Annotated in this window: 22 protein-coding genes; all 22 read left to right on the top strand. The window is 32.7% G+C overall.

Going from position 1 to position 23,056, the window contains the following annotated elements:
• The first annotated feature begins 1 nt into the window (after position 1).
• The 22 genes from H7U22_RS17280 (at position 2) to H7U22_RS17175 (ending at position 22,924) form a co-directional block, all read left to right on the top strand.
• Entirely contained in the window at positions 2-982 is a 981-nt protein-coding gene (locus H7U22_RS17280; protein WP_187072595.1) for a glycosyltransferase family 2 protein, read from the top strand.
• Positions 983-987: 5 nt separating this feature from the next.
• Positions 988-2,133, top strand: a complete 1,146-nt coding sequence (locus H7U22_RS17275) for a glycosyltransferase family 61 protein (protein WP_187072594.1) — start codon at positions 988-990, stop codon at positions 2,131-2,133.
• The gene (locus H7U22_RS17270) at positions 2,126-3,190 is read left to right on the top strand and encodes an acyltransferase family protein (protein WP_187072593.1); all 1,065 of its coding nucleotides are present in this window, start codon (positions 2,126-2,128) and stop codon (positions 3,188-3,190) included. The genes H7U22_RS17275 and H7U22_RS17270 overlap by 8 nt, the downstream gene beginning before the upstream one ends.
• A gap of 4 nt (positions 3,191-3,194) precedes the next feature.
• Positions 3,195-3,905 (top strand): class I SAM-dependent methyltransferase, encoded by a 711-nt coding sequence (locus tag H7U22_RS17265; protein WP_187072592.1) that lies wholly within the window; start codon positions 3,195-3,197, stop codon positions 3,903-3,905.
• Positions 3,906-3,920: 15 nt separating this feature from the next.
• Positions 3,921-4,889: a hypothetical protein gene (locus H7U22_RS17260; protein WP_187072591.1), complete on the top strand. Its 969-nt coding sequence runs from the start codon at positions 3,921-3,923 to the stop codon at positions 4,887-4,889.
• Entirely contained in the window at positions 4,889-5,821 is a 933-nt protein-coding gene (locus tag H7U22_RS17255) for a glycosyltransferase family 2 protein (RefSeq protein WP_187072590.1), read from the top strand. The genes H7U22_RS17260 and H7U22_RS17255 overlap by 1 nt, the downstream gene beginning before the upstream one ends.
• Positions 5,818-6,954 carry a glycosyltransferase family protein gene (locus H7U22_RS17250; protein WP_187072589.1) on the top strand — a complete coding sequence of 379 codons (1,137 nt, stop codon included), beginning with the start codon at positions 5,818-5,820 and terminating at the stop codon, positions 6,952-6,954. Before H7U22_RS17255 ends, H7U22_RS17250 begins: the two co-directional genes overlap by 4 nt.
• Positions 6,954-7,913, top strand: coding sequence for an acyltransferase family protein (locus H7U22_RS17245; protein WP_187072588.1), 960 nt, complete (start codon positions 6,954-6,956; stop codon positions 7,911-7,913). The genes H7U22_RS17250 and H7U22_RS17245 overlap by 1 nt, the downstream gene beginning before the upstream one ends.
• Positions 7,910-8,893 carry a glycosyltransferase gene (locus tag H7U22_RS17240; protein WP_187072587.1) on the top strand — a complete coding sequence of 328 codons (984 nt, stop codon included), beginning with the start codon at positions 7,910-7,912 and terminating at the stop codon, positions 8,891-8,893. Before H7U22_RS17245 ends, H7U22_RS17240 begins: the two co-directional genes overlap by 4 nt.
• Before the next feature lie 30 nt (positions 8,894-8,923).
• A complete protein-coding gene (locus H7U22_RS17235) occupies positions 8,924-9,952 on the top strand; it encodes a glycosyltransferase family 4 protein (protein WP_187072586.1) in 1,029 nt (342 codons plus the stop codon).
• Positions 9,952-10,824, top strand: coding sequence for an FkbM family methyltransferase (locus H7U22_RS17230; RefSeq protein WP_187072585.1), 873 nt, complete (start codon positions 9,952-9,954; stop codon positions 10,822-10,824). The genes H7U22_RS17235 and H7U22_RS17230 overlap by 1 nt, the downstream gene beginning before the upstream one ends.
• On the top strand, positions 10,811-12,052 hold the full coding sequence (locus H7U22_RS17225) for a glycosyltransferase family protein (protein WP_187072584.1): 1,242 nt from the start codon (positions 10,811-10,813) through the stop codon (positions 12,050-12,052). Before H7U22_RS17230 ends, H7U22_RS17225 begins: the two co-directional genes overlap by 14 nt.
• Positions 12,049-13,266 (top strand): acyltransferase family protein, encoded by a 1,218-nt coding sequence (locus H7U22_RS17220; protein ID WP_187072583.1) that lies wholly within the window; start codon positions 12,049-12,051, stop codon positions 13,264-13,266. The genes H7U22_RS17225 and H7U22_RS17220 overlap by 4 nt, the downstream gene beginning before the upstream one ends.
• Positions 13,267-14,496, top strand: a complete 1,230-nt coding sequence (locus tag H7U22_RS17215) for an acyltransferase family protein (protein WP_187072582.1) — start codon at positions 13,267-13,269, stop codon at positions 14,494-14,496.
• Positions 14,493-15,770, top strand: coding sequence for a glycosyltransferase family protein (locus H7U22_RS17210; protein WP_248284780.1), 1,278 nt, complete (start codon positions 14,493-14,495; stop codon positions 15,768-15,770). Before H7U22_RS17215 ends, H7U22_RS17210 begins: the two co-directional genes overlap by 4 nt.
• Before the next feature lie 193 nt (positions 15,771-15,963).
• Positions 15,964-16,608, top strand: a complete 645-nt coding sequence (locus tag H7U22_RS17205; RefSeq protein WP_187072581.1) for an FkbM family methyltransferase — start codon at positions 15,964-15,966, stop codon at positions 16,606-16,608.
• Positions 16,608-17,492, top strand: coding sequence for an FkbM family methyltransferase (locus tag H7U22_RS17200; protein ID WP_187072580.1), 885 nt, complete (start codon positions 16,608-16,610; stop codon positions 17,490-17,492). Before H7U22_RS17205 ends, H7U22_RS17200 begins: the two co-directional genes overlap by 1 nt.
• A gap of 1 nt (position 17,493) precedes the next feature.
• A complete protein-coding gene (locus H7U22_RS17195; protein WP_187072579.1) occupies positions 17,494-18,648 on the top strand; it encodes a glycosyltransferase family 4 protein in 1,155 nt (384 codons plus the stop codon).
• A 2-nt stretch (positions 18,649-18,650) separates the two neighbouring features.
• The gene (locus H7U22_RS17190) at positions 18,651-20,066 is read left to right on the top strand and encodes an exosortase Y-associated Wzy-like protein (RefSeq protein ID WP_187072578.1); all 1,416 of its coding nucleotides are present in this window, start codon (positions 18,651-18,653) and stop codon (positions 20,064-20,066) included.
• Between the two features lie 704 nt (positions 20,067-20,770).
• The gene (locus tag H7U22_RS17185) at positions 20,771-22,093 is read left to right on the top strand and encodes an XrtY-associated glycosyltransferase XYAG1 (protein WP_187072577.1); all 1,323 of its coding nucleotides are present in this window, start codon (positions 20,771-20,773) and stop codon (positions 22,091-22,093) included.
• Complete coding sequence (locus tag H7U22_RS17180) at positions 22,086-22,709, top strand: class I SAM-dependent methyltransferase (protein WP_187072576.1); 624 nt, start codon at positions 22,086-22,088, stop codon at positions 22,707-22,709. The genes H7U22_RS17185 and H7U22_RS17180 overlap by 8 nt, the downstream gene beginning before the upstream one ends.
• Before the next feature lie 56 nt (positions 22,710-22,765).
• Complete coding sequence (locus H7U22_RS17175) at positions 22,766-22,924, top strand: hypothetical protein (RefSeq protein WP_187072575.1); 159 nt, start codon at positions 22,766-22,768, stop codon at positions 22,922-22,924.
• Positions 22,925-23,056 lie beyond the last annotated feature (132 nt).

Here is a 23,056-nt window from a genome sequence, read left to right as displayed (position 1 = left end):
ATTGAATCCCCTGGTATCTATCATTATTCCCGTTTACAACGCCGAAAAATTGTTGGCAATAGCTATAGAAAGTGCAATTAACCAATCTTATTCTAATTGTGAGCTATTGATAATCGACGATGGTTCTACTGATCAATCTTTTTTTATTGCCCAAAAATACATTTCGGATCAAGTAAGAATTATCAAACAAGATAATAAAGGTGCAAGCGCAGCAAGAAATCATGGAATAAATCGCGCTAAAGGAGATTACATTCAATTTTTAGATGCAGATGACTTTTTACATCAGGATAAAATAAGGCTTCAACTTGAACTTATTGAAGAAAAAGATGATACTTTAGGGCTTGGGCCTACCGCCTACTTCAATGATGGAGAAAATCTCTTTTCGCCAACAATAGAAAAAGAATGGTTTAGCGATGGAACAAATAATCCTGTCGATTTCCTCACAAAACTTTACGGAGCCAGATTGGTTGGTGAAAATTATGGAGGTATGATCCAACCGAATTCTTGGCTAGTTCCAAAATCTCTAATCGAAAAAGCTGGACCATGGAATGAAGAATTAACATTGGATGATGATGGTGAATTTTTTTGCAGAGTTATTCTTGCAAGTAAAGGAATAGTATATGCTCAAGAAAGTATAAATTATTATAGAAAATTTAAATCCAACGATAATTTAAGTTCATTAACAACTGATCAAGCTTTTAGAAGTGCTATAAAATCAACCCAGTTGAAATATTCTCATTTAAGCAAAAAACTAGATCAGAAATTATTGGATAAAATTTTTAGTCGGTTGTATTGGGCTATTGCTGTAGAACTTTATCCTAAAAATCTAAAGTTATATAAGGAAGTAAAAAAAATCATCACTCAATTAAATAAAGATAAAATTACAGGGTATTATACACATACGCCATTTTATAGATTTGTAACTAAATATTTTGGATGGAAAACATCGGCTTGGATTAGTTTTATTAAGCATGGCAAATAAACAAAATGACTAAAGAAAACCTTAAATTTTTGCTAAAGCAATTTCCTTTTATTTATCCTAAAGGTTTCATTCATTCTGCAAAAAACTACATACAACAATTAAATAATCAGATTAAGCCCTATTTAAAAAATAGAATGGCACAATTTTATTTATTAGATGTAGAGGAAGCCTATTTTCTACCATCGCCAAGTGGTTTACAAACGGAATATCTAGATGGCTTTACTATTAACCAAACATATAAAACCACTGAGAAATGTCTTTTTTTCTTACCAGATTCATTCATTATTGGCAATGAAGGTATTACTGCCACAAATAGAAACTATATTTTTGAAGATTTTGCCCATTACTTTAATATTTCATCCATAAAGGGTAAGCAGTACAATAAACCTTTTCAAAATTTTTCTTTAAATATTAAGCAAATACAGGGAACTACAGCGTCTCTTCTGTTCTCAAAATCGGATAATGTTTATCACTGGTTTTTTGATGTTTTATCTAGAGTGCGGTTTTATGAAAAGGTGATTAATCAAATCGATAATTTCTTGGTGCCTGATTCAGTTCCTGAGCATTTTATTAATTTATTGCCACTCTTTTCAATACCAACAGAAAAAGTGATTAGGGTTAAACCCAATGAAAAACTACATTTAAAATATCTATACGTCAGCAGTCTATCAGGTAGCGAAGGCAGAAGCTCATTAAAAGATATTGAATTTTTAGAGCGTAATTTAAAATCTATTCCTACTCAAATTGGGAAGGTTAAATATTATATAAAAAGAGGAAAACATACTTCTAGAAAGATTATAAACGAGGATAAACTGGTTGTAATTTTAGAAGATAAGGGCTTTACAATTTTAGATTCTGAAGAATTGACATTTGATCAGCAAATAGAAACTTTTAACAATGCATCAATCGTTGTCGCATTTCATGGAGCTGAACTTTTTAACTTATTATTTGTACCAAAAAACTGCCGAGTCTTAGAATTATTCTCTCCTGATTATTTCCGAACAGATTGTTATTACAACTTAGCAAGTTTGAAGAATCTAGATTATCATTATTTAGTTGGAGAAAAAACTTCGGATTCTAACTGGGGAAATTGCAATATTGATCTAGATCTATTTTCAAAATCGATAGACAGGCTATTGACTAATGAATAATTTAATTTCAATTGATTTATTTAGGGGTTTAGCCGCCTTTTCGGTATTTTATTATCATCAGCAATTGGGTGGCGTTTTAGCCAAATTTACCGGATGTGATTTTTTTAATTATACCAACATCCTTGGATCTACTTATGCTGTACCATTATTCTTTTTAATAAGTGGCTTTTGCATTCACCTTTCTAGTGTAAGAAATTCAGCAAGGAAAGAATCTTTAAATTTAAAAAAATACTACACCAGCAGATTTTTGAGAATATACCCCATTTACTTTTTTTCTATAATTTTTTCGCTATTGGTTTTGGGATATACCAATCCTCAAAAAATTATATCTGTAATGGATATAGCTGTACATATAACTGTTCTACAAGGTTTTACCATTAAATATTTTAACAGTATAAATTTAGTTTTATGGACAATAACAGTAGAAATAGCATTTTACATTATTTATCCAATATTCTATTCAATCAATCAAAAACTAGGCATAAATAAGGCGCTTTTATTCTCTGCTCTTGTGAGTACTTTAAGTATAACAATATGCAGTTACTCCTCAAATAACCTATCTCTTCCTGTTATATTTTTATTTACCAATTTATGGTTTGGTTGGTGTTTTGGTGCTTGGTTATGCGAAATATATCATCATCAGCCATATTTTTTTAAATCGAGAAGTTGGGCAATAACCTGTTGTTTAATTGTTCTCTCGTTTGCAGGATTACATTTTTTAGATTTTAGAAATGACAACTTAGTTAAAAACACTCTGAATATTTTAATTTGGGCTCCAATACTAATTTGGATAATTGATAAGGAGACCTTTTTTCTGAAGTATAAAAAGTGGCTTAAAGTTCCTATTGCCATAGGGCTCTCTAGTTATAGTTTATATTTATTACATATTCCACTCATAGCCTTAAAAAACTCCATAATTCTTCAGCACTTCAATAACCAATATTATTTAATCTGGATGTTAATTGGCACTGTGCTTATCCCGCTTATATGTTACTTTAGTTACTGTACAATAGAAAAAGGGGTTGATAAATTAAGAAGAACCTATCTTACCAAATAATTAGATGATCAATTTCAAAAGTATCCCATTTGTTTATAGACTAGGCTTAAAAGCAAAACACAAAATTTGGTCAGATCGGACTAAAAAAAACATTAAGCTTTACTTAAAACAACCAGGATTAAAAGCTCTACACATTGGTGCTGGGCACAACCAAATACCGAATTGGTTTAATACAGATTACCTTGCAAGGCAGAATATTCATTTTCTGAATACCAATATTACCTTTCCCTTCCCTTCAAAAAGTTTAGATTATGTTTTTAGTGAACACCATATAGAGCACATTCATTACAAAGATGCTAAAAAAATGCTTGCTGAAATATTTAGGGTTTTAAAGAAAGATGGGGTTTTCCGAGTTTGTACGCCTGATTTGACCAAATATTTAACAAGCTATTTCCAGGAAGATCCTTTAAAAAATGAAGCCATTAAATATGTAATGAGTGAATGGATTAGACCAGGTTTTTATAATGCTAAAAATTACTCGCCCGCACCCGAGCAAGAAAACATATCCTTCTTTATTAATGATATATTTTTAAATTATGAGCATAAGTTTATCTACGATAGCAAAACGTTAATTGCTTTGTTAAGAGAAGTTGGTTTTTCTAAAATTCATGAAACTGAAGCTACAAAATCTTCAATAGCCCAACTGGATAATATTGAAACCCACACTGGGGTAATTAAACAATTTACGCTTGCAATCGAAGCTGTTAAAGAATAGATTTCAAAGATTGTAATGAATAAAAATATTTTAACAATAGCTACGGGGAAAAAGCTCTATGTAGATTTAGCAATTAACTTAGCTAGATCTTTTTCCTATTGGAATCCACGAAGCCCAATCTCATTTTTTATCGTTACCGATTCGGAACATTATCTACCTAAAGATGTAACCTCCTTTGCTAAGATTATTTCGGTTGAAAAAGACGAAGTGGGGAAAGGTTTTACCCCAAAATTATATTTAGATCAGCTTGCGCCATCCGGCCAAACATTATTTATTGATAGCGACTGTTTGGTTTATGGCAATTTGCTTCCAATATTCGAAAAGTTTAAAAATCACTCTGTTTCAGTAATCGGAAATTATATTGCAAAAGGCGAATGGTTTGGAAATATTGAAAAGATTTGCCAAAAATATAATGTGCCTCACTTACCAAAGTTTAATGGAGGCATTTATTATTTAGAAGCTGGAGACATAACTACCAAAGTTTATACAAAAGCGAGGGAACTAGAAAAAATATACGATGAAATTGGATTTGTTAGATTAAGAGATCGGCCCAACGATGAAGTTTTAATGGCGCTGGCTATGGAAATATACGAACAAAAACCAATTATAGAGGATGGAACCATAATGGCAGAATTTGTTAATTTTCAATCAGGGGTTTCTTCAGACTTGCTTAATGGAAAAGTCATCCTTTACAATACTCCTGGCCATAAACAATATCAAAAATCATGGTTTTTGGATAAGGCTGAGCCACTAATAGTTCACTATTTAGGGCATCATAATCGTTTGCATCCATATATTAAAGAAGCAAAAATAATGGGTTTTTTAGCTAATGGATATTCCAAAACCACTTCAAAACTACTTACTTTCTTTTCCATATCGATGCCTTACAAAATCAAATTGTTTTTAATTAATACTTTGAGGCCTATTTATAGATTGTTATTTGGATATAGAATGGTTGAAAAATCAGAAAGAATTATAGATTAATGGATGTAAGCATCATTATACCAACTTATAATAGATTGTGGAGCTTAAAGAAAGCGGTTAGCTCTTGTTTTGATACTAAACTGAAAATTGAGGTACTTGTAATTGATGATGGCAGTACGGATGGAACAGCCGAATGGTTAAAACAACAGCCAAACATTCTCTTCTTTCAGCAAGCCAACCGAGGGAAGGATTGGGCGATAAATAATTTTTTTCGTTATACCCAAGGCAAATATATTCGCTTTCTTGATTCTGATGATTGGTTACTCCCCTCATCTACCCATTTATTATTCGAAGAGGCAGAACTAAAAAATGCAGATGTAGTTGCTGCTGGAAACCAAGTTTATACAGTTGATGAAAAGCTGATAAGAACAAATAATTGGGTAATTAACGACGATTTTATTGCACAACAGTTAGGCGAAACAGACTCTTCTCATTACTCTGCTTACTTATTTAAAAAGGATTTTATATCAGATATTCCACATCGGCAGGAATTCGGTGCACGGGACGATCGTCAGTTTATTATTGAAGTAGCGCTTAAAAACCCTATAACGTCCTATATCGAAAGTCCAACTTTAGCACATCGGATGCATCAAAATGAGCGTTTGCAAAATTTCAAAGCCTCAGAAGCGTTTTTGGCAAGTTTAGCCACGCTTAAAATTTATAAAATGGCCTTTAAACTCCTTAGTGCCTCCGGGCAACTAACACAAAGAAGAAAAAATGCCGGAATTAAAATGTTGTGGCCCGTTTCGCATTGGCTAGCTAAAGACAATATAATGGAAGGGAAATCAGTTTACAATTGGATTAAAGAGCTCGATCCTAATTTCATTATTCCAGATAAAGGTTTTATTGGTTTTTGCTATCGAACATTAGGCTTTAGCGCAACTGAAAAATTATTGAAAATTAGACGAATTTTACTAAAAGGAATCAATTGAAAATTTTCCTTTCATTTCTACAATCAAAAATTCAGCACAATATTTCTGCTTACAGTTTTTGGGAATATTATATTAAAAATGGTATAGTCGAGGCTGGGCATACTTGGGTAGAAGCAGAAGATGTAGACTGGGCTTACGGACTGGTTCCGCAAACTGAAGAAAGCTTATTAAGATGGAAATCGCAAGTTTGGGAAAAGACACTCCTTTATTTAAAAGCCAATGGGGCAGATGTTTTTTTAAGTTACCTGTATCCCAACCAAATTGATGAACAGGCGATAAATGAAATAAAAAAAATGGGTGTTCTCTCTGTAAATTTCTTTTGCGATAACGTAAGAAATTTTAAAAAAATACCAAAAATTTTCGGAGTATTTGATAACAATTGGGTACCTGAATATAAAGCATTGGCCATGTACAAAAAAGCAGGAATTCCTGCCATGCACCTTCCAATGCCCATGTGGGTTGAACCACAATACCGAAAACCCCTCTCTATTGAGAATGGGAATCTTTCTTTTATCGGATCAAGAGATATTCAAAGGCAACTGTTCTTCGAAGATTTTTTTAATGAACATACTGATCTTCTAATTGATATTTATGGGGCAACCTGGCTAACTAATGAAGAAAAACCTATCCAAACCAAATCTTCATTTACCACAAAAACAATTAATCAGCTTTCATTTATCAAGAAATTTGGACTTTCGGCTTTTATAAATAAACTAAAATCAAGACAGGCATTTCAGCCTTTAAGTAACCAGCTTAAAATAATGCTGAAACCTAAACCAAACCATGCTGATTATATTAAAATTACAAGAGAAAGTAATATTGTAATTGGTATTAACCGTTATCCAAGCTTTAGATATCCTGTTTCTAAACCAGATAGTTATTCTAGATTAAGAGACCTTGAAGCTCCAATGCTTGGTGCCTGCTATTTAACAGAATGGACTGAAGGACTTGATCAGTTATACGAAATTGGGAAGGAAATTGAAGTATTTACAGATACAACAAGCTTAAAAGATAAAATCGAAGAATTAAATGCAGATGCACTGAAAAGAAAACAATTGAGAGATAATGGCCAAAAAAGAGCCTTGAACGATCATAGTATTCCAGTAAGTTTAGGTAAATTATTGGAAGCTTAGTGATCCAGAAAGAAACAAATAACATTCTCTCTTTAGATTTATTAAGAGCCGTTGCAAGTCTTGCAGTTTGTGTTACGCACATGAGTTACGCAACTGAAATCCAGCATTATTCAATAAATAATATATTAATTTATGGGCAACAGGGCGTGCCTATTTTTTTTGTAATTTCTGCTTTCATTATCCCTTATTCACTTTGGAATGTAGATTATAAATTAAAAAACTTCTTCTCATTTTTAGCTAAAAGATGGGTGAGAATAACTTTACCTTTTATTTTTATTGTTGTAGTTTGTGCTATACTAGAACCTCGATTTAATCTATCTAAATTTCTTATCAATATTTTCTACCTTGTTCCATTTACACCATACGAATGGTATTCTGGCATTTTTTGGACATTAGGCGTAGAGTTTCAATTGTACATTATCATCGGCTTATTTTTCCCACTAATTAGGGATGCAAACAAGTATGTACTCATGGTGGTTTTGTTAGTTTTGGGTTTGGCCGGTTCTTTTGTTTCATTAAACGGAAGCTATATGCCAATTATACATAATCTTCATTATTTTGTTTTTGGATTAATTACCTTGCTAATTAAAAAACAAAAATTCAGTTTAAAAGAAGGCCATATTCTTCTATTCTCTTTAGCTGCCTTTCTTTGCTTTAAAATATCCTTTGTTACTGGCATTGTTGGTTATTTAACCTCCATAATTATTCTCCATGCGAATTTTAAAATTCCATTCGTAAAGTTTTTTTCCAAAATTTCTTATTCTTTATACCTTACACATACACTTACGGCCGATTTAGTTTTATTGGCTTTTGTTGGTATTGCAATTAATGCGTACGTTCTTTTTGTAATTTTGCTCTTATCTTGTATCATAATGTCATTAATTTTTTATGAGGTTTTTGAAAGATTTGCACTCAAATGGTCAAAGTCTATTAAAATAGTTTCTAATTATAGCGTGTGATCCATATTTATTTTAAAAAACCGCCTACGAAGGACAAATATATTTATGGAGACAGATTTATTCTATCGATATTAAGACGCTTATTAAGAGGAAAGAAAACCAGTGGAGTAGAAAAGGTATTTACCAATCTTTGCAAAAGTTTTGATAAGATTGGCATCTCTTATAGAAAAAACAGTGATTTCGCCGAAATTAAATCTACAGATCAAATTATTGTATTAGGGACTGGAAAACTTGCTTTAGAAGGCTATAAACAACCGAATAAAATTATTGCTGGGATCGCATTAATGAACCATCCTTTAGAATGGCCAAATTTAACAACCGAATATCCTATAGCAAAGTACCTCCAACATTCGGATTGGGCACAAGATATTTACATCCCTTATTATGGAGAGAAAATTGCAGATACTTGGTTTTCAGGGATTGATACCGATTTATGGAAACCACTCGAAAAAAATAAAAAAACGGAAATTTTAATCTACAATAAAATAAGGTGGAATTCATCTTTTTGGAATGAAAATCTTAGGCACCCAATTTTGAATTTCCTTACAGAAAACAAAATTTCCTTTAAGGAAATTGTATATGGAAGTTATAAAGAATCTGAATACAAAGCTCTTTTAGGCGAATGCAAAGGAATGATCTTTTTATGCGAACATGAAAGCCAAGGTTTCGCATGCTGTGAGGCAATGGCGAATAATGTGCCTATACTTGCATGGAATCAGGGCTATTGTTTAGATCCCAACTTCATTAATTGGAATGACGGAAAACCATTACCTGCAACATCAATTCCTTTTTTCCATTCGAGATGCGGAAGCTCATTTATTGATTTTAAAGATTTCGAAGGCAAAATAACCAAATTCTTGAAAGGCCTAAATGAAAATGCTTACAATCCACGCGAATACATTTTTGAAAACCTTACGTTGGCGAAAAGTGGGAAAAGAATGATCGAAATTATTAATGAGGTTTATAACACAGAATTATAGTTTGCCCCTATTAACTTACTTCCAAAGTATATGCGTATAGCAATAACTGCAGATCCATTTATTCCGGTGCCTCCTTTAAATTATGGAGGGATTGAAAGAATTATTCATTTTCTAGTTGAAGGTTTAGTTCAGAATGGACATGAAGTAATATTGGTTGCCCACAAAGACTCGAAATGCGATTCAGAACTGCTGGCTTACTCTTCTGATCGAAATGGCCTCATGGCTCAATTTAAAAACGCCCAAACCATAAGCAAGCTAAAAAAATGGAATCCGGATGTAATTCATAGCTTCAGTCGTCTTGCATATTTACTTCCGTTTTTACAATCAAACATTCCTAAAATAATGTCTTATCAAAGAGAACCAACTCTTTCTCAAATTAAGAAGGCGGTTTATTTATCAAAAGGCAATTCACTCTCTTTTACGGGATGTAGCAATTACATCAGCGATCAGATAATACCATACGCCACAACACAAACCATATATAATGGCATTGATCTTAGTCTATATAAATTTGAAAAGGAAATAAGTGATGATGCTCCATTAATTTTTTTAGGTAGAATTGAATCGATTAAAGGAACGCACGAGGCCATTAAAGCTGCCCAGGTAACCAACAGAAAACTTATTATTGCTGGTAATATTGCCCCACAGCACCGAAACTATTTTGATAAACAGATTAAGCCTCACATTAGTAATCAAATAGAATATGTGGGTGAAGTAAATGATGTTCAAAAAAACAAATTATTGGGCTCTTGCGCTGCTTTACTTATGCCAATTGGATGGAACGAGCCTTTTGGTATTGTTATGGCCGAAGCACTTGCCTGTGGCACACCTGTAATTGGTTATCCACGAGGAGCTGTTTCTGAAGTTATCAAACACGGAAAAAATGGATTTTTATCAACTAGCTTTACAGATTTATGTATTGCAATTGGTAAGATAAAAGAAATTTCCCGAGGCGAGGTTAGAGCAACGGCTGAGAAAAATTTTTCGAGTAAAAAAATAGTAGATGATTATATTGCCTATTATTTGCATTGTCTTTCTAATAATAAAGCCACCAAATAATGTTTCAATCCTTAAAGAATTTATACAAAAACGAATACAATAAGAAACATTCCATTTTTGCTTTTCGCCGTTTTATATTTTGGAAGATTATACGCCTGTTTGGCTTAAATAACGTTAAGTACACACTTTGGGGAAATAGAAAAATTCTATTGGATAGTAAGTCTTTTCATAGCATGTGGCTCATGTATAATTATATTGTTGATTGGGAAGAGTTTAATCTGATTAAAGATTACATTAAAGCAGATCACACAGTTTTAGATGTTGGAACAAACATGGGATATTACACCGTTTGGATCTCGAAATTCATTGGCCAAAATGGTCAGATTCATTGCTTTGAACCAGATTCATCAAACTTTAAAAAACTTAAGCAAAATGCAGAGATCAATAATCTTGTGAAAACTGCCAAGCTTAATAACATTGCATTATCAGATACCAATGGTTTTATACCATTTACTTTAGGGCTTGATGGACAAAATCACATTAATCTCGATCAATCAAATAAAAGCGTTAATGTAGATACTAAAAAGCTGGATACTTATGCTGAAGAAAACAATATAGAACAAATAAGTTATGCAAAAATTGATGTTGAAGGTTTTGAGTATAGTGTACTTAAAGGGGCGGTAAATCTATTAAACAACAAAAAAATTGATATAATTCAACTTGAAATAAACAATACAGTAGAAAACTCTACCAATAATGTTGATGATATTTTACATCTATTGGCTAATCATAATTATATACTTTCTGGCTACAATACAGGCGAAAAGAAATTATTTCCAATCACCTACACACCCAGCAGAGAAAATTACTTTGCAGTCCATAATCTAAATAGCATAAATCAACAATTATCCCCTGTTAGTGAAACCGATTAAAGTAGTCTTGATTACTTCTGGCCAACCTTCTGTAAACCCAAGATTGGTAAAAGAAGCTGATGCGCTTAGCGAAGCGGGTTATGATGTTGTTGTTATTTATCAATATTATAACGATTGGGCAACCGTACTAGATCAAAAGCTTTTAGAGACAAAATTATGGAAAGCCATTCTTGTTAGTGGAGCGCCACAAAAAAATAAATTCAGATATTTAAAGTCTAGATTTATACATAAAATTGCAAAAAAAATAACGGCCTGGACTAATTTCAAGCTGAACTTTTCATTACTATCGATTGGCAGAGAAACGACTTCACTCATTTCAGAATCAGAAAAAAATCAGGCTGATTTATACATTGCTCACAATCTTGCAGCACTTCCCGCAGCTGTAATTGCCGCTAAAAAGAATAAAGCAAAATGTGGTTTCGATGCGGAGGATTTCCATCGGAATGAGGTTTCAAATTCGGAAAACGATTTTGATGTTAAACTTAAAACAAAAATAGAAAACAGATTTTTAAATCAGATTGATTATTTGACTACTTCTAGTGATCAAATTGGGTTGGCTTATCAAAGTATTTATCCAAATTTAAATCCCTTAACAATTTTAAATGTATTTCCGCCTGCTAAAATCGCACCGAAAGAAAAGGGTTATAATGGATTGAAATTATTTTGGTTTTCACAAACCGTAGGTAAAGGCAGAGGATTAGAAGATGTTTTTAAAGCTTTAGCTGAGCTAAATGAGTTGGATATTGAGTTGCATCTTCTTGGAAATTATGATCTTGAAATTCAATTATACTTCAAAAAATTTGGAGGAGATTTTGGTTTCGACCATAAAAAAATAACCTTTCACAGCCCAATCTCCTCTGATGATATCGTTAGTTTCGCTAGTTCTTTTGATATTGGTTTAGCAACAGAAACTGGAAACCCAAGAAACAGGGATTTGTGCTTGACGAATAAATTATTCACCTATTTAAGTGCAGGATTAGCAATTATTTTAACAGATACAATGGCTCAAAAAGCATTTATGAAAAAGTATTCGGATGTAGGAAGTATATATCCAATCGATGATTATGAAAGCTTAAAAGATATCATTAGCCTTTACTACAACAATAGGATACTCTTAAAAGAAACACAGATAAATTCGCTTGATTTGGCAAACAGCGTATTGAATTGGGAAACAGAAAAATCCAAATTTTTATCATTAGTCAAAAGCATTATATACCATAAAAATTGAAAAAGACACAGAAGAATATTCATTTAGAAGTTGTTCGTGGCATTGCTGCATTTTTGGTAGTTTTAGGCCATCTAATTATTAAAACACCAGAAATTGCTCATCGTAAAAATCATTTAACTAATCTGGTTGGCAATTGGGCTACAGAGTCTGTTCTTATATTTTTTGTGTTATCAGGCATTGTTATTCATTCGTCAGTTGAGGCAAAACACAAATCATCTAAGAATTTTTTGTTAGATCGAATTGTAAGGATAAATCCCATTCTTTTTGTTGCAGTAATGATTAGTGTAGTATTAGAAATCTATTTGTTTAACGGTATGCCTTCTGTAAAAATGATTATAGGCAATCTAATTCCGATTAGTACCATGCAAGGCTATATGGTCGATGTATTTTGGAACAGCAACCCTGTTATCTGGAGCCTAAGTTTTGAGATGTTTTTCTATTTTGCTTTTGCAATTTTTGTAATCAAAAGAAATAAAATCAGCAATGGTAACATATTAATATGGTTTATTCTGGGTATATTTTCTACATTCTTTTATTTTAATCCGATTTCAAAAAACGTAATTGTAAACTACATAATATTGATGCTTGCCTATTCTCCGGTTTGGATTATTGGCTTTTATATTTGGGGATACAGGAATAAATTCAATACCAACTTTATTATTGCAATGATTAGCCTATGTTGCTTACCTATAGTTTCGAGGGCACATTTTACAGATAATTACTACGACCCGATCCGTAATATATTATTTGCGCTATGCAGTATTCCCTTTTTCCTTTTTTTAATACAAGATCGGAAAGAACGTAAAGCTTTTGGTTTTGTCGAAAAATATTTGAGTGTATTTTTAATTTCAACAACCTATTTGGTTAGTTCATTATTCATTTATAATGATTCAAGCTATCCATTATTTAGTAGAATTTTATACATTCTTTTACCTACAAGTATCATTTTTATAGTTCTATTTAAAAGATTAATTCAGAGATTCTATTCGTTTTTTATATTAAAGCCATTTAAATATATTGGTTCACTATCGTACAGTATATATTTAATCCACAATCCAATTTTAGTTATTCTTGCTACTTTTACAACTGCACCATTAATGATCAAAATTCCCTTATTCCTGATCGTAACTTATAGTGCATCTTATTTTTTAGAGAAAAAGTATCAACCAATTTTTAATGGTCTTTTATTAAAGCGCAAGGCGATTAAAAACTAAATGGATAATAAATCAAAACCATTTAAAAACCAACATTTAGAAGTAATTAGAGGCATCGCTGCATTTTTGGTTGTAATTGATCATTTAATCAACAGAGTTCCCGAAGTGATGCAGTACAAAAATCACTATATTAATCTAATTGGAAATTGGTCCGCTGAAGCGGTTATAATCTTTTTTATACTTTCTGGAATCGTAATTCATTCTTCTGTTGAGAATAGACCACGATCTGGATTTAATTTTTTCGTTGAAAGACTGATCAGAATTCATCCAATATTAATTATAAGTGTAATTTTTAGTGTGGTAATAGAGATTTATTTGTTTAAATCTAAACCAAGTACAATAGTTATAGTTGGCAACATAATTCCTGTAAGCACACTTCAAGGTTATTTAGTTACCATGCTTTGGAACAGTAACCCTGTTATTTGGAGTTTAAGCTGTGAATTATTTTTCTATGCAGTATTTTCAATTTTTGCAATCAGAAAAAATGGCCTAAATTATTCATTTATGGCGGTCTGGTTTGTACTTGGCATAATCAGTTTTATAATTTACTATAATCCAATACCCAACAACTTATTTGTAAATTATCTTGCCATTATGCTAGCCTATTCGCCTATATGGATTGTTGGCTTTTTTATTTGGAGCATCAGGAAAAAGCTTAATACATCATTAATTCTGGCTACTTTAAGCCTTTGTTGCTTGCCTATAATTTCAAGGGCACACATTACACACAATCATTTCGATCCCATTAAAAACCTAATCTTTTCAATAGCCAGTATTCCTTTATTTCTATTTTTAATTAGGGAGAATAATGGTGATAGATCGCATTTCAGTCTTATTAAAAAATTTAGTTGCATTTTAATTATTTGCATGACGTACTCTATTGGTTTTCTGTATTTGATTAATGATCCAACATATCCGATCGTGAGCAAGGTTTTATATATCTGTTTACCTTTTTCATTTCTATTTTTCTATATCAAACCATTCAAAACTTTGACCGTTACTATTTACTATAGTTTAATCTTAAAAACTTTTAAGCATTTAGGATCACTTTCTTATAGCATATATCTAATCCACAATATTTTGATTGTCGTAATTTTCAATCTCTTCAGTTTTAATTTGGGTTTAAAACTACTCCTATTGTGTTTTTCCGTTTATATATTTTCATATTTACTAGAAAGGAAATTGCAACCTGCATTGAATCAATTTTTAAAACCCAAACTTCTTAGATGAAAAAGGTATTGATTATTTCTCCTCATTTCGCACCCAGCAATGCTGCGGATATGCAGAGGATTAGAATGAGTTTACCATATTTCAAAGATTACGGTTATGAAGTCGAAATTGTTACCGTAAATCAAAGCTATTATAGCATAATAAAAGATCCCCTATTACTTCAATCGATTCCTTCGGGTATTAAAATTCACGAAGTAAAAGCACTATCAAAAAAATGGACGAGCAAATTAGGTTTAGGCAGTTTAGCTTTGCGATCGTTGCCTTTTTATAAATTGTATGTAAGTAAGCTTTTAAAGGAAAACCTTTTTGATCTGATTTATTTTTCTACTACAGAATTTCCACTTTGCATTTTGGGTGCTTATTGGAAAAAGAAATTTGGTGTTCCTTATATAATTGATATGCAGGATCCTTGGCATTCAGAATATTATAAAAGCAAACCTAAGGCTGAGCGACCAAGAAAGTTTTGGTTTTCTTACAAAATGCACAAATTTTTAGAGCCAATTGCAATGAAAGAAGTATCTGGGATAATTAGTGTATCTGATGACTATATTCAAAAATTGAAAGAAAGATATCCACACTTGCATACAAAGCCTTGCGAAGTAATAACATTCGGCGCATCAGAATTAGATTTTAAAATAGCAGATGAAAATTCGGAAAATCTCAAACTTCATTACAAAAAAGAAGAAGATTTAATTAACCTGGTTTATGTTGGTAGAGGTGGATATGATATGGATAAATCCATTAATACACTATTTTTAAGTTTTAAAAAGGGAATAGATGGTAAGGAAGATTTATTTAAAAAAGTACGTTTTAATTTTATAGGTACGAGTTATGCTCCAATTGGTCAAAGCAATGAAACCATAGCGCCAATAGCGAAAAAACTGGGGATATCTACCTTTGTTACAGAGATTACAAATAGAATTGGCTTTTATGAAAGCATTAAAAATTTAAAATCTGCAGATGGTTTAATTATCATTGGGTCAAACGAATCGGCCTATACAGCTTCAAAATTATCTCCTTATGTTTTGGCAAAGAGACCACTTCTCGCAATTTTTAATCCGCATAGTAGCGTTGTTAAAATTATACGCGAGTGTGAAGCAGGAGATTTAATTCTTCATGAAGAAGAGATAAATCATAATTATATTTTATTAAAGGAATATTTGTTAAAAGTTGAAAAAAATATATCGCCAGCAACAAATTGGGAAGCTTTTAAACCTTACACAGCTGATTACTTAACCAAAAAACAAATAGATTTTTTTGATAAAATAATTTAAGAAACTCAATTTAATGCTCAATAAATCTATCCTAAAAAAAATATTAAGAAGGCCCTCTTTTTTAGGGCAATACCGACTATTCAATTATTTATTTGTTAGGCAAGAGCTGAATATCGGCAATAAAATAACTTCTCCGTTAATAGGGAATTTTAAAATAAATTGTGACACATCAACTTGGATAGGTTCAAAAATTATGTTTACTGGAGATTATGAGCCTGAATTAAAATCTATTTTTAAACAGTACATTAATATAGGCGACACGGTAATTGATGTTGGAGCTAATATCGGCTTTCACACTCTATATTTTGCCGAATTATCAGGAAATACAGGAAAAGTTATATCCTTCGAGCCTGTTCCATATAATTTCAAATCTTTGCTCCACAACATCAGCCTGAACAGTTACTCAAATATTTATCCACATAATTTGGCCTTAAGCAATAAAGCGGAAGAATTTAGCATCAGTATAAATGAAGAAAGTGTTAACCCAGGCGCATTTAGTTTATTTAATAAAGGGGAAGGGTCGAGCATTAAGTGTGAAATAGGTGATGAAATGCTGAAAGAAGAAATTGTTAATTTTATAAAGATTGATGTAGAGGGTTATGAAAGTTTTGTAATTGATGGTTTAAAACAGATTATTACTGAACAGAAACCTTATATCGTCTTCGAATTTGATCGTAATTATCAGCAAAAATCAGAACTTTCGGCAGCGCATATTTTCGAAATTTTAACTCCGCTTGGTTACAAGTTTTTTGAGGTTACCAATAATGGTTTAGTAAGATTTGATTTGGATAAAGTTAAATCGTGTAATGTTTTTGCCAAACCTAATAATCTAAATTGATGTTGACTTCAATAAGCCGAACATTAGGTTTCATTAATCGCCATCCTTTGGCAAAAAAGCACCTGTTTAAAGCATATACTAAATTTTTATGGTGGCAAATTAAATCAAGGGCATCAGAAAATTTAATTGAAGTTCCATTTCTACAAGAAACCAAATTCTTTGCAAAAAAGGGTTTAACTGGGATAACGGGAAATATTTATTCGGGTTTACATGAATTTGAGGATATGTCTTTTTTAATTCATTTCTTGAGAGCTGAGGATACTTTTTTTGATGTAGGGGCTAACGTTGGATCTTATACAATTTTAGCTTCTGGTATAAAAAAAGCTAAAACGATTGCTTTCGAACCCATTAAAGTTACATGGAATATACTGAGCAAAAACGTAATGCTTAATCATTTAGAAGATTTGGTTATTTGCAAAAACAATGCTGTTGGTAGCGAAGGAAAAGATTTATATTTTACCAATAACCTAGATACAACCAACCACATGGTTACTTCTATTCAAGAAAACAGTAGCGTTGTAAATGTGATTACACTTAATTCTTTTTACGAGGATTATAAGCCAAATCTTATTAAAATTGATGTAGAGGGTTTTGAAACTGAAGTGATAAATGGCGCTTCACAATTATTAAATGATAATCAACTAAAAGCTATTATTATAGAATTAAATGGTAGCGGAGAAAGATATGGCTACAATGAAAAGGATCTGCATCATCATTTAACAGATTATTTGTTTTTTCCGCATAGTTATGATCCTTTTAAAAGAGAATTGGTTAGTTTAAATTCATTTGGAGGATTTAATACCATTTATATTAGAGATATAGATTTTGTAAGAGAGCGGTTGCGAACTTCCCTTTCATTTAATGTTTTTAACGAGTCTATTTGATATGAAAAGACTTGCAATAATAACAACACATCCAATTCAATATTATGCTCCAGCCTTTAGGTTGTTGGCCAAGGGCATAACATTAAGAGTTTTTTATACGGGTGGAGTACAATTAATTAACCAGTTTGATAAAGGCTTTAATAAAAAAATCAAATGGGATATCCCTTTATTGGAAGGATATGATTATGAATTTTTGGAAAATCTTGCTATCGACTCTGGTACACATCATTTTAAAGGAATTAGCAACCCAATGGCGATTAAAAGTATAAACAATTACAGACCAGATTCGATTTTAATTTTCGGTTGGGCGTTTGAAAGCCATTTAAAAATTATAAGACATTTTAATCATAAAGTCCCACTTTATTTTAGAGGGGATTCTACCCTAATCGATAACAAATCTGGCATCAAACTCATTTTAAAAAAACTTTTCTTAACCTGGGTCTATCGTCATTTCGATTTTGCCTTTTACGTAGGTGAGAAAAATAAAGAGTACTTTATGCATTATGGTTTCCCAAGCAAAAAACTGCGATTTTCTCCTCATGCGATAGATAATATTAGGTTTTCAGAAAACCGAGTGAATGAAGTGTCCATATTAAGAAGACAATTGGGGATAGTGGAAGAAGATATATTGATTCTATTCGCTGGAAAATTAGAAAAAAAGAAAAATCCTGAAATATTATTAAATGCCTTTATTGAATTAGATTTATCGAATGTACATTTGTTATTTGTTGGGGATGGAGAATTGGGAGAAATCCTTAAAGCTGAAAGTGTAAAGGCTAAAGCAAATCATCGAATTCATTTTATGAGTTTTCAAAACCAGACCCAAATGCCAGCAATTTATCAGGCCTGTGATTTATTCTGTTTACCATCTAAAGGTCCAAGAGAAACTTGGGGGTTGGCCGTAAATGAAGCTATGGCAGCTGGCAAAGCTATTTTAGTTTCAGATAAGGTTGGGTGTTGCGTAGATTTAGTAAAACCTAAAATCAATGGTGATGTATTTAAGTCGGAAGATTTAAGAGATTTGAAAAATAAACTGCTTTATTTGGTTAGTGATAAAAATGAACTAAGCAAATTAGGAGAAGCTTCGAAGATCATTATAAAAGAGTGGTCTTTTGAAAAGCAGGTAGATTCTTTCTTAAAAACTTTTAATTCTTAAATATGCAACCTAAAAACCCACTTCAAACAATCCTAATTTTATATATACCGGTGGTTTTCTCTTACTTTTTGGTAAGTAGCCCGGTTATATCTTATTTTGTAGCGTGGAGTGGATCGCTTTTTATTTTCTATACCACTTGGTTTTCGCCTGCGGCTTATTACGATCATATGGTTCCTATTTATAGGCAGATTATGCGCCCTATTTTTCTAACTCAATTTGTTTTTGCTGGTTTTATGTGCAGTACTTCCATATTTTACTTTATGGATCACTTAGGTTATCGCTATTTAACTGAACTAAACTATGGTGCTCAATTTAAGGAGAGTGAACAAACCGATTTAATAGCAACTGCGCAAAGGTTAAGTTTATTAGCACATGCTGCTATGACGAGTGGCTTAATCCTTGCCATGAACATTGGAAAGACAAAAGAAAAATTTGTTCAGGCTTTTCAAAATAACGATTTTTTAATCTGGCTTGGAATTATTGTTTTTGGAATAGGATCTGTTTGTCAACAAATATCTGGCTTAAGCCAAATTGCTATACCACTTACTACAGTTGGAATTTCTTGCGCTGCCGTACTTTTTGTAAAAGGTGTAACTCAAAGAAATGTTAATTATTTGGGCATAGGTGCCACAATTTTTATATTAAATTTTATACATGCTTCTCTCTCGGGTTACAAAGAACCGATTATTATTAATGTTATTGTTCTTGCTTGTGTATTTTTTCCCTATTATAAAAAAACAATTATGTACTTGGCCTTACCTGTTGGCTACATTTTAATTTATTTTTTACCAACATATAATAATACAGTCCGCCAAAGTTGGAATGGGGAGATTAGTGCAGAGGAGGCACAAACTCAGGCTTTTGAAAATCTTAATGAAGACAATGAAGAACAAATTGAAGATACCAACTGGGGATTTTTGACGGGGCGACTTAGCGAAATTGGTATGTTTACAAAATTTGTAGATTTTGTACCTACAAAGCATGATTTTTACGATTGGGAAATTGTTGGAGACTCTTTCGAAGCTTTAATTCCACGGATTTTTTGGTCGGGGAAACCAAATATGGAAACGGTATCTATGCAACGGGTTTATGATGCTGGCGTAGCGCACAAAATGTCGTCGGTTTCGGCTAAAACCAGGCCAGTTGTAGATGCTTATCTAAGCTGGGGGATTCCTGGCGTATTTTTCTGCATGCTCATTTATGGTCTGCTTACACAATATCTTTGTAATGTTGCTGAAGAAATGTTTGGTGGATACGAATTGGGCTGTGTGATTATTTTTAATAGTATTTTTCAAACCTTATGGCGGGGTAATAATTTTGAATTTATGTTCAACAATATTTTTTATGGATTTGTAATTATGTGGGCTTTGTTTTATTTGCTGAAGACTTTGAAGGTATTAAAGCCCGTTTATGGTTAGGAGTTTAAAGTAAATAAAAACCTCCCCCTACGCCCCCTCCAGAGGGGGATAGCAAGATGTCGTGATTTATTGATTAAGGTTTCTTTGAGCGCTAAGGATGATTATTGGAAAGAGAATATTACTAACAAAACAACAAAACCTCCCCCTGCCCCCTCCAGAGGGGGATAGCAAGATGTCGTGATTTATTGAAGCACTTACGATAGACTCAGTATGGCAATGAAGATGGACATACAGATAAAAGAGAAGAGCCTCCCCCTGCCCCCTCCAGAGGGGGATAGCAGGATGTCGTGATTTATTGAAGCAGTTATGATAGACTTAGATGGCAATGAAGATGGACATACAGATAAAAAAGAAGAGCTGCCCCCTCCAAAGGGGGATAGCAGGATGTCGTGATTTTATTGATGCACTAACGATAGACTCAGTATGGCAATGAAGATGGACATACAGATAAAAAAGAAGAGCTGCCCCCTCCAAAGGGGGATAGCATGGAGCCATAACATAAAATATACTCAGAACTCCTTCGATGAGCTTAGGATGGCATTGAAGAGGAATACACCGATAAAAAGAGAAGAACCTCCCCCTGCCCCCTCCAAAGGGGGATAGCAGGATGTCGTGATTTTATTGAGCCTCCCCCTGCCCCCTCGAGAGGGGGATAAGCATGATGCAAAAACCAAATCGTTTAAAATTTTGCGAGTTGATATAAAATGAAGATTATCCACATCACCGCTTCTTATAAACCTGCTTACATTTATGGCGGTCCTATACAATCTGTAGGGAAGTTGTGCGAGGCTTTACAGCGTTTTACAGTTAACGATAAAATTCTTCAAAAAGATCAAGGTGAATCCTTTAACATTGATGTTTTAACAACTACAGCAAATGGCAAACAAGAGCTAGATATAGAAGCTGGAAAAATGCAAATTGTTGAGAGCGTAGCTGTAACGTACTTTAAGAGGTGGACAAAAGATCACAGCCATTTTTCGCCAGGATTATTGTGGGCATTGAGAAAATCAATTTTGAAGTATAAAAATCCTCCCCCTGCCCATTCACAATCTTATGCTCCCCCATCCAAAGGTGGAAAAGGTTCATTTGAAACAGAAACATTTCAACTTGAATCTAACAATTTAGAGGATTATAATAACGATATTGTTGTTCACATCCATGCTTGGTGGAATTTGGTTTCGATGCTAAGCTGTTGGGTTGCAAAATGGTATAAAATCCCAGTAATATTATCGCCCAGAGGAATGCTCACGAGTTACACCATCGGTAATAGAAATTCTCTCTCCAAAAAAATCCTGCATAATCTTCTCGGTAAAAGATTGTTAAAATACGTTCATATTCATGCCACTAGCGAAAAAGAAAAAGAGGATATATTGAAAATTGTTCAGCCGAAAAGCATTACTGTGATTCCAAATTTGGTTGGTTTTCTGGAGGGAGAGGCTAGTATCAAGTATCAAGTATCAATTAGTGAGGATCAAGATTTCAGCAACACTTTTCGAATTATATTTTTATCGAGAATAGAAGAAAAAAAGGGTCTTGATCTTCTTTTTGAAGCACTAGCATTATTGGATTTTTCATGGTCTTTAACTATTGCCGGTTCTGGAAATGAAGTGTACGTAAGAAGCTTAAAGGCCAAAGCTGAAAGTTTAAAGCTTAATAACCAAATAATATGGTTAGGGCAGATTGCAAATGAAGATAAATTCGATTTGATGCAAAACTCTGATCTCCTGGTTTTAACTTCGCACAATGAAAATTTCGCTAATGTAATTATAGAAAGCTTAAGTGTAGGTACAGCTGTATTGGTATCTGAACACGTTGGATTGGCTGATTACGTTAAGGAAAAAGACTTAGGTTGGATAAGCGCTTTAAATCCGATTCAAATTGGCGAACAAATTACCTCATCCTATAGAGATACAATTAAAAGAGCACATATTCGGGAGGTTGCTCCATCGATTATTAGTCAGGATTATAAAGATGAAGTGCTCGTTAAAAAATATATTAATTTATACAATCGCGTTTTAAATGGCTGATTATAAGGATTACGGTTACTCGAACAATCAGGCAACTCATGCCCACGGATATATTACAGAACCCATATTAGGGCTTTTGGATAAACAAAAAAATAAATCAATTTTAGATTTGGGTTGCGGAAACGGTGCTTTGGTAAATCTTTTGATTGAGAAGGGTTTTAATGCCTATGGAACTGATGCTTCTGCAACAGGAATAGAAATCGCTTCCGAAAAAAATCCAAATCGTTTTGCTGTACAAGACTTATCTTCTGATGTTTTGCCTACTCCTCTTGAGCATATCAACTTCGACACGATTATTTCAACTGAAGTAATTGAGCATCTTTATGATCCAAGGAAATTTATCAGTTTCTGCAAAAAAGTATTGGAGAAAAATGGTGGCGGAGAAATTATATTAAGTACGCCCTATCACGGGTATTTAAAAAATCTTGTTTTGGCACTTGCCGGTCATTGGGATAAACATGCCAATCCGCTTTGGGATGGAGGCCATATAAAATTATGGTCTAAGGCTACATTAACTATGCTTTTAGAAGAAAAGGGATTTATTGTCACCGATTTTGTGGGTTGTGGTCGCTATCCATATTTATGGAAATCTATGGTGATTAAGGCGAGGATTTAGAGTTTGTAATTGGATGCACTTTGGATTTTGCCACGAAAATTAATAATTGAAAAGTTTTGAAGTCAAAAGATTTCTCCGCTTCGGTCGAAATGACGATTAATAAAAAAAATGGGTTGTGGTCGCTATCCATATTTATGGAAATCTATGGTAATGAAAGCGAGGATTTAGAATTTGTAATTGGATGCCCTTTGGATTTTGCCACGAAAAATAAATAATTGAAAAGTTTTGAAGTCCAAAGATTTCTCCGCTTCGGTCGAAATGACGATTAATAAAAAATGGGTTGTGGTCGCTATCCATATTTATGGAAATCTATGGTAATGAAAGCGAGGATTTAGAATTTGTAATTG

The organism is Pedobacter fastidiosus (assembly GCF_014306625.1).
Taxonomy (GTDB): domain Bacteria; phylum Bacteroidota; class Bacteroidia; order Sphingobacteriales; family Sphingobacteriaceae; genus Pedobacter; species Pedobacter fastidiosus.
Note: the sequence above shows the minus strand (reverse complement) of the source record. Positions and strands in the feature narration are given on the sequence as shown.